Annotated in this window: 16 protein-coding genes; all 16 read left to right on the top strand. The window is 64.7% G+C overall.

All coding sequences use genetic code 11. The annotated features are described in order from the left end of the window. The first annotated feature begins 106 nt into the window (after positions 1–106). The 16 genes from ACVXZ4_RS16380 to tuf all read left to right on the top strand — a co-directional run bounded on the left by ACVXZ4_RS16380 (position 107) and on the right by tuf (position 13,357). Positions 107–442, top strand: coding sequence for a hypothetical protein (locus ACVXZ4_RS16380; RefSeq protein WP_461795846.1), 336 nt, complete (start codon positions 107–109; stop codon positions 440–442). Between the two features lie 11 nt (positions 443–453). Then, positions 454–1,824, top strand: coding sequence for a putative T7SS-secreted protein (locus ACVXZ4_RS16375; protein WP_461795845.1), 1,371 nt, complete (start codon positions 454–456; stop codon positions 1,822–1,824). A gap of 68 nt (positions 1,825–1,892) precedes the next feature. After that, entirely contained in the window at positions 1,893–2,516 is a 624-nt protein-coding gene (locus ACVXZ4_RS16370) for a hypothetical protein (RefSeq protein WP_461795844.1), read from the top strand. Further along, positions 2,513–3,202, top strand: coding sequence for a hypothetical protein (locus ACVXZ4_RS16365; RefSeq protein ID WP_461795843.1), 690 nt, complete (start codon positions 2,513–2,515; stop codon positions 3,200–3,202). The genes ACVXZ4_RS16370 and ACVXZ4_RS16365 overlap by 4 nt, the downstream gene beginning before the upstream one ends. Then, positions 3,192–4,019 carry a hypothetical protein gene (locus ACVXZ4_RS16360; RefSeq protein ID WP_461795842.1) on the top strand — a complete coding sequence of 276 codons (828 nt, stop codon included), beginning with the start codon at positions 3,192–3,194 and terminating at the stop codon, positions 4,017–4,019. The genes ACVXZ4_RS16365 and ACVXZ4_RS16360 overlap by 11 nt, the downstream gene beginning before the upstream one ends. A 136-nt stretch (positions 4,020–4,155) precedes the next feature. Next, entirely contained in the window at positions 4,156–4,452 is a 297-nt protein-coding gene (locus ACVXZ4_RS16355; protein ID WP_461795841.1) for a WXG100 family type VII secretion target, read from the top strand. A gap of 175 nt (positions 4,453–4,627) precedes the next feature. Then, complete coding sequence (locus ACVXZ4_RS16350) at positions 4,628–4,924, top strand: WXG100 family type VII secretion target (RefSeq protein ID WP_185201729.1); 297 nt, start codon at positions 4,628–4,630, stop codon at positions 4,922–4,924. Positions 4,925–5,030: 106 nt separating this feature from the next. After that, positions 5,031–5,348, top strand: a complete 318-nt coding sequence (locus ACVXZ4_RS16345) for a hypothetical protein (RefSeq protein ID WP_461795840.1) — start codon at positions 5,031–5,033, stop codon at positions 5,346–5,348. Continuing rightward, complete coding sequence (locus tag ACVXZ4_RS16340) at positions 5,348–7,036, top strand: hypothetical protein (RefSeq protein ID WP_461795839.1); 1,689 nt, start codon at positions 5,348–5,350, stop codon at positions 7,034–7,036. Before ACVXZ4_RS16345 ends, ACVXZ4_RS16340 begins: the two co-directional genes overlap by 1 nt. Positions 7,037–7,041: 5 nt before the next feature. Then, complete coding sequence (locus ACVXZ4_RS16335; protein WP_461795838.1) at positions 7,042–7,560, top strand: hypothetical protein; 519 nt, start codon at positions 7,042–7,044, stop codon at positions 7,558–7,560. Beyond that, on the top strand, positions 7,557–8,198 hold the full coding sequence (locus ACVXZ4_RS16330) for a hypothetical protein (RefSeq protein WP_461795837.1): 642 nt from the start codon (positions 7,557–7,559) through the stop codon (positions 8,196–8,198). The genes ACVXZ4_RS16335 and ACVXZ4_RS16330 overlap by 4 nt, the downstream gene beginning before the upstream one ends. Then, the gene (locus ACVXZ4_RS16325; protein ID WP_461795836.1) at positions 8,195–8,677 is read left to right on the top strand and encodes a hypothetical protein; all 483 of its coding nucleotides are present in this window, start codon (positions 8,195–8,197) and stop codon (positions 8,675–8,677) included. Before ACVXZ4_RS16330 ends, ACVXZ4_RS16325 begins: the two co-directional genes overlap by 4 nt. A gap of 297 nt (positions 8,678–8,974) precedes the next feature. Then, on the top strand, positions 8,975–9,349 hold the full coding sequence (rpsL, locus tag ACVXZ4_RS16320) for a 30S ribosomal protein S12 (protein ID WP_130981949.1): 375 nt from the start codon (positions 8,975–8,977) through the stop codon (positions 9,347–9,349). Continuing rightward, positions 9,349–9,819 carry a 30S ribosomal protein S7 gene (gene rpsG, locus ACVXZ4_RS16315; protein ID WP_185201722.1) on the top strand — a complete coding sequence of 157 codons (471 nt, stop codon included), beginning with the start codon at positions 9,349–9,351 and terminating at the stop codon, positions 9,817–9,819. The genes rpsL and rpsG overlap by 1 nt, the downstream gene beginning before the upstream one ends. A gap of 118 nt (positions 9,820–9,937) precedes the next feature. Beyond that, complete coding sequence (fusA, locus tag ACVXZ4_RS16310; protein ID WP_461795835.1) at positions 9,938–12,055, top strand: elongation factor G; 2,118 nt, start codon at positions 9,938–9,940, stop codon at positions 12,053–12,055. Positions 12,056–12,163: 108 nt separating this feature from the next. Further along, positions 12,164–13,357 (top strand): elongation factor Tu, encoded by a 1,194-nt coding sequence (gene tuf / locus ACVXZ4_RS16305; RefSeq protein WP_185201720.1) that lies wholly within the window; start codon positions 12,164–12,166, stop codon positions 13,355–13,357. The last annotated feature ends 58 nt before the right edge of the window (positions 13,358–13,415 follow it).

Below are 13,415 nucleotides of genomic sequence, written 5' to 3'. Positions count from 1 at the left end.
GCTGCCCATCGCCATCCCGGCGGGTGCTCGATAGATTACTGACAGCGTCGAGGTGGGGAAGAAGATCTCGACCGTAAGTAGTGCGAAGAACGAATAGGGGACGATCGTGGCCGACCTGGTACTGGACCTCCAGTTGATCGAGCAGTTGAAGAGCGACCTCGCTGCGGTCGCCAAGGAGTTCAAGGATGCCGACGATTTCAGCAACACCGTCGCAGACGCCACGGGTCACGACTCCCTGCACGACCACGTGCGTGACTTCGCCCACAACTGGAATGACAAGCGCAAGTCGATGACTGAGGATGTCGAGGCGCTCCAACAGCAGGTGCAGGCCATCGCCGACGGCTTCACGGACGTTGACGAGTCGTTCCGCAAGGCCCTCGAGGACGGCGCGAAAGAGACGGCCACCAACCACCCGGGCGCCGTTCCGCCGAAGAAGAACTGAGCGACGAGACCATGTCAGATAGAGAATTCGAGCCGCTCAGCGGCGATGCCGACACCCTGCAGTCCAAGGCCAACCACTACATGAATATCGCCAACGCCATCACTCGCTCGGTGGTGACACTTCGCAAGATCCACAGCGTCGACGGCATGACCTCAAAGGCGGTGGATGCCATCAAGGAGAAATCGGGCGGCGTCGCCGATGACATCGACAAGGCGCAGCAGCGCTACGAGGTCACGGCCAAGGCACTGCTCACGTACTCCTCTGCACTGCGACAGGCGCAGGATGATGCGCGCACGGCCATCAGCCACATCAACGCGAAACAGGGCGAGGCCGATTCCGCTCATCGCACCGAGTCCCACGCCAAAGACAAAGTCACCTCCGCCACCGACACCGACAAGACGACGGCCCAGACGGAGGCCGACAAGGCCGCAGGGGATTCCGACTCGGCCGACCAGGCGCTGAGGGCCGCCCACGGTGAGTGGCACGCGGCCGTGCAGGCGAAGAACGACGCGGCCGAGCGGGCGGTGAAGGCCATCGTCGAGGTCGTCTCCGGCAAGAAGAACAACGGCCTGGAAGACTCCTGGTGGGACGACTGGGGATCCAAGCTCTATGACGCTTTCAAGACGATTTGCAAGTGGGCCGGTGTCCTGGCGATCTTCCTTGCCTGGGTGCCCGGCCTCGGCCAGATCCTCATGGTGCTCGCCGCCATCGGCGCCGTGCTTGAACTGCTCGACTCCGTGATCGCCGTGATCGCGGGCAAGGGAAGTTGGGGAGATGTGCTCATGGCGTCGGTTGGCGTCGTGCTCACCTTCGCCGGTGGCGCTCTGCTCGCCCACCTCGGAAAGCTCGCGAAGTCGGCCATGATCATGAAGAGCGTGCCGAAGCTCGCCGGCGACGCACAGATGCTCGGCCGCATGCGCGGCATCCTCAAGCTCAAGGACGGCGAGAGCATCGCCCCCGAACTTCTGTCGGCAAGCAAGCAGATGCGCATGGGGCTGAAGGACATCATGAAAGAGCCGTTCAAGGCCCTTGTGCCCAAGAGTGTGATCAACGACGCCAGCGAGTTCACCCGCGCCAACTTCCTCAAGATGCTCACAGAGGCCGGGCCGGGCAATCCGATCAAGAACGCGTTCAAAATCAACGGCGACACGCTGCAGGCGATCAAGATGGGCTTCATGAATCCGTCGGCACTCGCCGATCCGATGGTGTTCGCCCGGGTCGCTATCCCCGCGACCATCCAGGGAGTGCAGACCGTCATGGCGAGCACGACTATGATCACCGACCCCATGGCGTTCATCAAGGACCCGACGAATTTCCTCGGCGGGCCGACAGTCGATGCAATCAAGGGCACCCAGGAAACCATTCACCACATCTGGGGTTAGCCTGTTAGCGGCCCGGGGGACCGGCCGTTGACCACCGACAGCTGCAGAGCCAAGGAGCGCGCGAAACCATGTTCGGAAGCAAAGCCCTCAACCGCGTCATCACCGATTTCGACATCGGCATCCCCGAGAATTGGCATCTCGTCGACCTTGCGGATTCCACCTCGGCGGAGTGGGCACGGGCGACGAGCACCGCTCTCGCCACCACCGATGAGAGTCGCATCGCCCTGTCAGAGCGGCTGAAGACGGTCTTCGAGTCGCTGGCCGCACTCGGCCAGCCGGGGTTGTCGGCGGCGGTCTGGGTGCGCGACCCCGATTCGGGAGTGGTGGATGCCATCCTGGGAATCAGGATGGCGCAACTCGACGAGGGCATGGACAGCGCCGCATACCTGGCGGGTCTCGAAGAAGACGAGGGCCGCGCGCAGCCGGGGGAGCGCTACCAGGTGGTGCAGACCTGGACGACCCCCATCGACGCCGGTCTCGCCGTCGGCGCCTACAACCGCATCACCCACCTCGAACTCGGCGGGGATCGCGTCGATGTCGAGGAGCGCACGGTCATCGCCGTGTTCCCGCCGAAGTCCAGCCAGGTCATCGAGTGCGTGTTCACGACCGCTGTGCCGGGCACCTATGACGACATCATCCTCGAGACCATGGCGCATGTCGCCACGATGCGCATCGAGACGGCGAAGGCGTGAGCGACGCGCGATCGGCGAAGACCGAAGCGCGCCAGGTGCGGATGGGTGCGGGCGACTACAGTCTCGTGCTCCCGGGTACGTGGGCGGCGATCCCCCTCACTGATGAAACGGTGATGAAGAAGAGCATCGCGGCCCTGGTGAAACGACAGCTCGGGGGCGACGACCGCATCGCCCGACGACGCATCCAGCTGCGCAACGAACTTGTCGAGACGGCTGAGAAGGCGGCGGCCGAGGGTGCTCTCTCGTTCTCGCTGTCGATGGAGTTGTTGCCCGGGGTGCCCTTCCCCGCCGCGATGATGGGCAAGCGTCGGCCCTGGCCGGAGGTCACCGCGGCCCCGGTAGCCGCGCCACAGCAGGAGCGCCTCGCCGCCGCGTTCCCGGGGGCGACGGTGCTGCCGCTCGACTCCGGGGACTGGATGGCCAGGGTCGCCACATCCGAGACCCAGCGCTATGTCGAGCAGACCACGCCGTCGCTGACCGTCGAATACTGGATCGTGGCGCCCGACGGCGACCTGCTCTATCTCACCATCTCAGCCCCGATGGTGCCCGAGGCCGAACTCTTCGTCGAGCTCTTCGACCTGATCGCCGCTTCCCTCACCTGGGACATCGATGTAGCGAGGTCGGTGATCGCCGTCGAGGACAGCCTCGACGACGGCGTCGACGAGGAGCCGCGGGATGTCCGCTAGGGGTGAGCGCGCTGGTCGGGTGTTGTTGGCCATCGGCGTCGCTGTCGCCGTCGTCGCCCTCGCGAGCGTGCTGGTGCTGTTCTGGTACTTCAGCCTGCCTATCGACCACGGATCGCTGTCTACCGAGACGAAGGTGCGCGGCGGGCTGTTCCTCACCGAAGACACCGTGAGCGAGGGCGGAGTCGTCTTGGCCGTGCCGGCCGGGCTGCTACTCCTCGCGAGCTGCCTGCTCTTTCCGGGCTATTTCCTCACCCGCGGCCGGATGGGGCTGTCCTCCGGCACGCGGCTCGGGGGCAGCGTGGCCGCCTCCTACCGCGTGCTCGGACGGCGAGCTCACCTGGCCTGGATCGCGGTCGCGATAGTGCTCTGGATCGGGCTGCTCGTCGTCCCCCTCGCGAGCGGCGCGGCGGGAGGTTGGCCGGCATCCATTGAGGATGACGCTCGCCAGTACATCTATGTCCTCTCGGGCCTGTACGGCGGATTCGCGGCAGGGATGGCCGCGCTGCTCGGGGTCTCCCTGGTCAAGAAGAGTCACTACCTCGCTATGGTGGCCGCAGCCGACAACCGGCTTCAGACCACCGATCCCGCGCGGGGCTTCTGGCGCTGGTTCGGCTTCCGGTGGCGCATCGACGGCTGGCTCGCCACTGTCGGCGGCATCTTCGTCGGGGCCAGCGTGATGGCCTTGGTGGTGGGCACCCCTCTGTTCTTTGGGGTGACCCTTGCCATCGGAGTCGTCCTGATCGCGATCGCTGTCATCACAGCCCTGCAGTTCTGGCGGGCGGGCGAACCCATCGGCTCGGCAGAGGGATTCTCGTGATCGACCGGAATGCTGGCGGTGCGGCCGCGCAGGCATGGGGAGTCCTGCCCATTCCGGCGTCGAAGGGCGCCCGATAGGTTGTAGGTAGTTGGTTGGCCCCGGGGGTCGGCCCCCAATCGAACAAGGAGTTCAACTCATGGCGAACATGAATGTCACGTACAGCGAGATGACCGATGCGGCGAACCGTCTGACGACGGGTAAGGACGACATCACCTCGAAGCTCCACGAGCTGCAGTCGCTGGTCAATGGTCTCGTCCAGGGTGGTTTTGTGACGGATGCCGCGTCGGGTGCGTTCCACACCTCGTACGAGCAGTTCACGAAGGGCACCACAGAGGCTGTGAATGGTCTCGATGGTATGTCGCAGTTCCTCACCAAGGCCGCGTCGGCGCTTGAGAACGTCGACTCCGAGCTCGCCAAGGGCATCAGCGGCTGACCCGTCCCTGTACCAAGGAGAGCCGGTCCTTCGGGGCCGGCTCTCCTGCAGTTAATGCGCCGTTCGCCATAATGGGCACCGCTGCCCATTTCGAGTTTCCGTCAGTGACGATAGGTTTACCGGTAGTCGGTTGGCCAGGGGGTCGGCCCGTCACTATGCGAAGGAGCACCACCTCATGGCGAACATGAATGTCACGTACAGCGAGATGACCGATGCGGCGAACCGTCTGACGACGGGTAAGGACGACATCACCTCGAAGCTCCACGAGCTGCAGTCTCTCGTGAACGGCCTCGTCCAGGGTGGCTTCGTGACGGATGCCGCGTCGGGTGCGTTCCACACCTCGTACGAGCAGTTCACGAAGGGCACCACAGAGGCTGTGAATGGTCTCGATGGTATGTCGCAGTTCCTCACCAAGGCCGCGTCGGCGCTTGAGAACGTCGACTCCGAGCTCGCCAAGGGCATCGGCGGCTGACCCGTCCACTTCACCGTCCGACGGCGCGGGCCCGTCCAGCCGGACCGGCCCGCGCCGTCGCGCACCACATTCATCAATCACCGCTCGGCGACCGTGGGGGACTCTCGTGCCGGATCTCGACTTCAACCTGACTCATCTCGAAACGCTCATCTCGGACCTGCGCACGATCAAGTCGAACTTCGACGACGCGGAGAAGTTCAGCGACGAGGTCTCAGCCGCCGTCGGGCATGCCAGGCTCTCCTCGAAGGTGCAGGATTTTGCCGGCCAGTGGAACGACAAGCGGCGCGAGATGGGCGACAAGGTGGGCTCGATGGCCCAGGCCGTGGACGGCATCCACGACTCCTTCATCTCGGTGGACATGGAGTTGCGGGACGCCGTGACCGTGGAACAGGGCGTCACCACCCACACCAAAGACAATCGCTGATGGCCACGTTCGATGCCCTCCCGGGCAACCAGGTCACGGTCGCCACCCACGCTCAGAAGTACCTCGTCACGGCAGACGCGATCAATCGCGCCGCGGCAGACCTCATCTCGATCTCCAACCAGGACGACTCGGTGGGTAAGGCGTTCACCGCCATTCGTGACCTCGCGTATGAGGTCTCCAAAGACATCCAACTGGCCGAGTCCCGCTACCGGCAGACGGCGACTGCGCTCAGTGCCTACGCGGTGGCCTTGGGTGAGGCGCAGGAAAAGGCGCTGCGGGCAGCCTCCGCCGCCGGCGACGGACAGCAGCAGTTGAATTCGCTCCTTGCCCGCCGGCCCGATCTCGAGGACAAGGCCCGGGTGCCGGATGCCGAGCAATTGGCTAACCAGAAGGCCCTCGAGCTGCTCGATCGTCGCATCGATGGCGCGCACGCGGACACCCAGCAGGCCGAGGCCCTCTACAACCAGGCCGTGCACGATCGTGACGAGGCGGCGGATCGCGCGGCGAGCCTGATTGAGGATGTCGTCAAGGACAGTCCGCTGAACGACGGGTTCTGGGACAACGTGAAGGGATTCGTCGAGGGCATCGGCGACTGGATCAGCGGCGTGCTCGGCCCGATCCTGCAGTCGATCATCGACATCGCGACGGCGATCGGCAAGATCCTGCTCGCGGCGATCATCGTCATCGCGCTCGTACTACTGGTGGTGGCGGCACTCCTGTTGCTCGTCTTCGTCTTCCCCGCCCTCGCCGGCCTGGTGCTCCCACTCGCTGCCCTGCTGGTGCTCGTCACACCGCTGTTGGTCGCCGCGATCGTCGGACTCGCCGTCTCCGCCATGATCAAGGAGACGGGCACTCCTACGGTCGTGCCGATGGGTACTCCCGAGACCTACGAGTATCCGCCCCGTATCCCGGGCACTTCCGACTACGGGCCGGGCGAGCAGCACCGCGACCCGTACTACGATCTCTTCGCCGAGCAGGCCCGCATCGATTCGGCGGATGACCTCGACGGCGACGGCGTCGCAGACGTCGGAGTCATCAGCGTCACCAAGGTGGTCGGCGACGACGGGGTGACCCGCTGGCGGGTGCAGATCCCCAGTACCCAGGAGTGGTCCCCGTTCGCCGACGGAGTGCCGAACGACCTCAACTCCGACCTCGTGTCGAAGCTCAACCCGGCTCAGCAGACACAACTCATGAAGGCGGTCGAGCTCTCTCTCCAGCAGGCGGGCTACGTCCCCGGGTCCGGAGATCCGCTCCTGCTCGGCGGCTTCAGCCTCGGGGGTATCGCCGCGGGAAAGCTCGCAGCCGATGCGGGCTTCACCTCGCGGTTCAACGTGCAGGCTGTGGTGACGGGAGGATCGCCCCTCGACGACGTGTACATACCGCCCAACATCAAGGTCGTTTCGCTCGAGCACAACACCGACCCGGTGGCCAACGTCGGCGATCTCCTTGCGCCGCACCAGCCCTACCCGAATCGGATCGTCTTCGACGTGCCGCCGCCGTCGACAGTCGACAAGGCGCTGTCGGATGCCCCGGCTCCCCTCGGACACGGCGCGGCCGACTACGCGGCCAGCGCCACCAAGTACATCTCCGAGTCGACGGATCCCCGCATGCAAGACTTCAGGGACAGCACGGCGGAGTTCTTCGGCACCACAGAGACCTCTATGGACTACGCGGTGACGAGAGGATGAACGCGGTGACATCTCCCCTGAGAGCGGCCATCGTCGCCGGCGCCGCCAGAGTGCTCGGTCTCGCGGAGGGACACCCGCTCCGCTCCGGCGCCGGCGGCGACCCCGTCATCGTCTCGGCGGCGCTCCAGAGCCTCCGCCTGCAACTGGTGGCGCTCGATCCGGTCATTACGGACGCCGTGGCAGCGAGCAGCTTCGACGGCTCGCCCGAACGCCGCATTCTCAACCTCCGGCTGTTTCTCGCCGTGTCCGCCGCGGACCTTCCCGCACCGGAATTGGCCCGCATCGTGGACGACGCCCTCGAGTGCGCCTGGGGGTTCCGGGAGTTCCTGGCGGCCGGCATCTCCGTGCAGGTGTGGCTCGGACCGCGCCAGGAGCTGCCCTACGACAACTCGGCGAAGGTTGACCTCGCGCCGGTGCTCGCGGCGCTGGACCTCCCCGGCGCGCGGGTGTTCAAGAAGTTCCTCTCCGTCTCCGCGCGCGATCTCGAGCTGCATTTCGGGCCGCGATCTGAGGGCGCCGAGTGAGCGCCACGCTGCCGGCGGTGAGCGCTGCCGAGAGGCTGCGCCTGCGATTTCCGGGGGCCTGGCGCGAGGTTCCGCTGCGCGACGCCGCCGTCACACGAGAGGCCATCCGCCGGCTGGTCGTCGAGTCGATCGGTCGCGCCGACGACCGGGCACGACTCCGGGCTGAGGTGCGGGATCGGCTCCTGTCCGCAGCATCCGAAGCCCGCGCGGCAAACGCGGACCGCTTCGTCATCGCCCTCGAGGCCGTCACAGACCTGCCCATTCCCGCCTTTCTCGGGGTCTACGCTCCGGGTCTCGACGTCAGTGCCGCCCCCTCGGTGGCCGCGGCCGCTGTGATGGATGTAATTGTCGCCGCCCTCGACGCGCGCCCGGGCGAGGACGGCTTCGAGCGCTATTCGACCGGCGAGTCGGAGGTACTGGTGTCGAGCCGGGTGGATGTCGCGGTACCTGAGGTACCCGCTGGAGTAGACATCGAACCCGACGAGGTGCGCAATCTGCTCATCGACTTCTGGATGACCGTACCGGGGGAGCGTCGCGTCGTCCTGCTGTCGTTCTCCTCTCCGGCCGTCGAGCTACGGGAGCCGCTGTTCAACCTCTCTCGGGCGATAGTCTCGACCGCGGAATGGAGCCCATCGTGACCACTCGACGCCGGATGGGGGTCGCTGCGGTGGCGGTTTCCCTGGTCGTGCTACTTGCCGGATGTGCCTTTGCGCCGCCGTCCGCGCGCACGCCGGATCCCGCCCTCGTCAGCCTCGCCGCCGAGGTCGCCGCGTTGGACGGGGTGCAGGACGCCGCAGCAGTACCGAGTTACGACGGTTCCCCTACCGCGCGGAGACTCGGCATCCGCATCTACCTCGATGAGCCCGCCACCGGCGACCTGGCAGCGATCACCACCGAGGCGCTGCGCCTGGCCTGGGGATTCCGCGGTTTCACCCCCGTCTCGTACACAGTGCAGGTGTGGAATGGGCCCCGTCAGACGCCGCCCTATGACAACAGCAAGCGGGTGGATCTCTCGACCGTGCTCGACCAGCTCGACCTGCCGACCTCCCGGGTCTACAAGGGCGATCTCATCGCGTCGATAGACGACCTGACGGCCGAGTTCGGAGCCCGCGAGTGAGCACGGTGGTCATTTGACCGCTACCCCTCGCGGAGGATAGTATCTACGAGGTGTGCGCTTTGTCGTGCGCTTGAACCGTGCCCGCTTTTCCCAGGGGTTCCGGTCAGGTTCGACACCAGCCATACAAGCTGGGTTTGCCGGTCTGTGTAAGATCGGCAGCCCCCACGGCATACCACTCAGAATCTCGCACTCGTGCGATTCGCGTGTGGTGCAAAACGTTTCCGACGGACCTACAGAACGTCGGAAACGGATGCTACGCAAGATCTGTCACCGTGCAGTAAATACAAGGAGTATGTAGTGCCCACCATTCAGCAGTTGGTCCGCAAGGGCCGCAGCCCCAAGGTCGTCAAGACCAAGGCGCCCGCCCTCAAGGGCAACCCGCAGCAGCGCGGTGTGTGCACCCGCGTGTACACGACCACCCCGAAGAAGCCGAACTCGGCCCTCCGCAAGGTCGCGCGCGTCAAGCTCTCCAACGGCACCGAGGTGACCGCCTACATTCCCGGCGAAGGCCACAACCTGCAGGAGCACTCGATGGTGCTCATCCGCGGCGGTCGCGTCAAGGACCTCCCCGGTGTGCGCTACAAGATCGTGCGCGGCGCGCTCGACACCCAGGCCGTTAAGAACCGCAAGCAGGCCCGTAGCCTCTACGGCGCGAAGAAGGACAAGAAGTAATGCCTCGTAAAGGACCAGCACCGAAGCGTCCCGTAGTCGCGGACCCGGTCTACGGAGCCCCCATCGTCAGCCAGCTCGTCAACAAGATCCTTCTTGATGGCAAGAAGGGCCTCGCCGAGCGCATCGTCTATGACGCGCTCGTCGGAGTCTCGACCAAGAACGGTGCAGATGCCGTCGTCACGCTGAAGAAAGCGCTCGACAACGTCCGCCCCACCATCGAGGTCAAGAGCCGCCGTGTCGGTGGATCGACCTACCAGGTGCCGGTCGAGGTCAAGCCTCATCGCGCCAACACCCTCGCGCTGCGCTGGCTCACCACCTACGCCAAGGGCCGTCGCGAAAAGACCATGACCGAGCGTCTCACCAACGAGATCCTCGACGCGTCCAACGGCCTCGGTGCCGCGGTCAAGCGTCGCGAGGACACTCACAAGATGGCCGACGCCAACAAGGCCTTCGCGCACTACCGCTGGTAACACCTCTGTTCGTCGAGTAGCGAGCTCTGCGAGCGTGTCGAGACCCTGGGTCTCGACACGGGCGCGGGCCGCCTGCTCGGCGGGCATCCATTCCACTTTTTAACCGTAAGGACACTCCGTGGCACAAGACGTGCTCACCGACCTGAACAAGGTCCGAAACATCGGCATCATGGCTCACATCGATGCCGGCAAGACCACCACCACCGAGCGCATCCTGTACTACACGGGCATCACCCACAAGATCGGTGAGGTGCACGATGGTGCAGCCACGATGGACTGGATGGCGCAGGAGCAGGAGCGTGGAATCACCATCACGTCCGCTGCGACGACCTGTTTCTGGAACAAGCACCAGATCAACATCATCGACACCCCCGGCCACGTGGACTTCACCGTCGAGGTGGAGCGTTCGCTCCGTGTGCTCGACGGCGCGGTCGCGGTGTTCGACGGCAAGGAGGGCGTCGAGCCCCAGTCCGAGACCGTCTGGCGCCAGGCCGACAAGTACGACGTGCCGCGCATCTGCTTCGTGAACAAGATGGACAAGCTGGGCGCCGACTTCTACTACACGGTCGACACCATCATCAAGCGCCTCGGTGCGAAGCCCCTCGTCATCCAGCTCCCGATCGGGTTCGAGAACACCTTCGAAGGTGTCGTCGACCTCGTCGAGATGCGTGCGCTGACCTGGCGCGGAGACTCCAAGGGTGACGTCGAGCTCGGTGCCAAGTACGACATCGAAGAGATCCCGGCCGACCTGGTCGAGAAGGCCAACGAGTACCGTGCGGCCCTCCTCGAGGTCGTCGCCGAGACCGATGACTCGCTCCTCGAGCGTTTCATGGAGGGTGACACCGACTTCTCGGTCGCCGAGATCAAGGCCGCCATCCGCAAGCTCACCATCTCGAGCCAGATCTACCCGGTGCTCTGCGGTTCCGCGTTCAAGAACCGTGGCGTCCAGCCCATGCTCGATGCGGTCGTCGACTACCTGCCGACGCCTCTCGATGTGCCGGCCATCGAGGCCCACGACCCGCGCGACGAAGAGAAGGTCATCCTTCGCCACCCGGACTCGACGGAGCCCTTCGCGGCACTGGCCTTCAAGGTCGCGGTCCACCCCTTCTTCGGTCGTCTCACCTACATCCGGGTCTACTCGGGCAAGGCGGACTCCGGTGCCCAGCTGGTCAACGCGACCAAGGGCAAGAAGGAGCGCATCGGCAAGATCTTCCAGATGCACGCCAACAAGGAGAACCCGGTCGACAGCGTCACCGCCGGGCACATCTACGCGGTCATCGGCCTCAAGGACACGACGACGGGTGACACCCTCACCGACCCGACGAACCAGGTCGTTCTCGAGTCGATGACGTTCCCGGAGCCGGTCATCGAGGTGGCAATCGAGCCGAAGACGAAGGCCGACCAGGAGAAGCTGGGTCTCGCGATCCAGAAGCTCGCTGAAGAGGACCCGACTTTCCGTACTGAGCAGAACATCGACACCGGCCAGACCGTCATCAAGGGAATGGGCGAGCTCCACCTCGACATCCTTGTCGACCGCATGAAGCGCGAATTCGGCGTCGAGGCGAACGTCGGAAAGCCGCAGGTCGCTTACCGCGAGACGATTCGTCGTGTCGTCGAGAAGCACGACTTCACTCACAAGAAGCAGACCGGTGGTTCTGGCCAGTTCGCCAAGATCCAGATCTCGCTCGAGCCGATGGAGGTGACCGCGGAGAAGAGCTACGAGTTCGTCAACAAGGTCACCGGTGGTCGGATCCCGCGCGAGTACATCCCGTCGGTCGACCACGGAATCCAGGACGCGCTGCAGGTGGGCGTGCTCGCGGGGTACCCGATGGTCGGCGTGATGGCGATCCTGCTCGATGGTGCATCCCACGATGTCGACTCCTCGGAGATGGCATTCAAGATCGCCGGCTCAATGGCATTCAAGGAGGCGGCTCGCAAGGCCGATCCCGTGCTGCTCGAGCCGCTCATGGCCGTCGAGGTCCGCACCCCGGAGGAGTACATGGGCGACGTCATCGGCGACCTGAACTCGCGTCGTGGGCAGATCCAGTCGATGGAGGATGCCACCGGTGTGAAGGTCATCGCCGCGAAGGTCCCCCTGTCCGAGATGTTCGGCTACGTCGGAGACCTCCGGTCGAAGACTTCCGGCCGCGCGGTGTACTCGATGTCGTTCGACAGCTACTCTGAGGTGCCGCGCGCGGTGGCCGACGAGATCATCCAGAAGAACAAGGGCGAATAGCTTCGGCTGTCTGCCCAAGTAAAATATCTACATCCAAACCCCGTAGCGCACGCGGTTCGAAACAATTCGAACCGTGGGCGTCTACACCTAAGTCCTGAGGAGGACCAATTGGCGAAGGCAAAGTTCGAGCGGACTAAGCCACACGTCAACGTCGGTACCATCGGTCACGTCGACCACGGTAAGACCACGTTGACGGCTGCAATTACCAAGGTGCTGCACGACAAGTACCCGACGTTGAACGCTTCTTACGCGTTTGACCAGATCGACAACTCCCCTGAGGAGAAGCAGCGTGGAATCACGATCAACATCTCCCACGTGGAGTACCAGACCGAGAAGCGCCACTACGCACACGTAGACGCCCCCGGCCACGCCGACTACATCAAGAACATGATCACCGGTGCCGCCCAGATGGATGGCGCGATCCTGGTCGTCGCCGCCACTGACGGCCCGATGCCCCAGACGCGTGAGCACGTTCTGCTCGCTCGCCAGGTCGGCGTGCCGTACATCGTCGTCGCACTGAACAAGTCCGACGTCGTCGACGACGAGGAGATCCTCGAGCTCGTCGAGATCGAGGTTCGCGAGCTGCTCTCGAGCCAGGAGTTCGACGGGGACAACGCTCCCGTCGTGCGCGTCTCTGCGCTCAAGGCCCTCGAGGGCGACGAGAAGTGGGCAGCGACCGTTGCCGACCTCATGGACAAGGTCGACGAGTTCGTTCCCGAGCCCGTCCGCGAGACCGAGAAGCCCTTCCTCATGCCCGTCGAGGACGTCTTCACGATCACCGGTCGTGGAACCGTCATCACCGGCCGTGTCGAGCGTGGAATCCTCCACCCGAACGATGAGGTCGAGATCGTCGGAATCAAGGAGAAGTCCTCCAAGACCACCGTCACCGCCATCGAGATGTTCCGCAAGACCCTCGAAGACGCGCGCGCCGGTGAGAACGTCGGACTCCTGCTCCGTGGAACCAAGCGTGAAGACGTCGAGCGCGGCCAGGTTGTTGTCAAGCCCGGCTCGGTCACGCCTCACACCGAGTTCGAGGCGAACGCCTACATCCTGTCCAAGGATGAGGGTGGCCGTCACAACCCGTTCTACGCGAACTACCGTCCGCAGTTCTACTTCCGCACCACGGACGTCACCGGCGTCATCTCCCTGCCCGAGGGCACCGAGATGGTCATGCCCGGCGACACCACCGAGATGACGGTCAACCTGATCCAGCCGATCGCCATGGAGGAAGGCCTCCGCTTCGCTATCCGCGAAGGTGGACGCACCGTGGGCGCCGGAACGGTCATCAAGATCCTCAAGTAGTAACTGTTCGGCGCTGATCCAGCGCACACGAAGGGCCGCATCCGAGAGGGTGCGGCCC

The sequence above is a fragment of the Lacisediminihabitans sp. FW035 genome (assembly GCF_054880895.1).
Note: the sequence above shows the minus strand (reverse complement) of the source record. Positions and strands in the feature narration are given on the sequence as shown.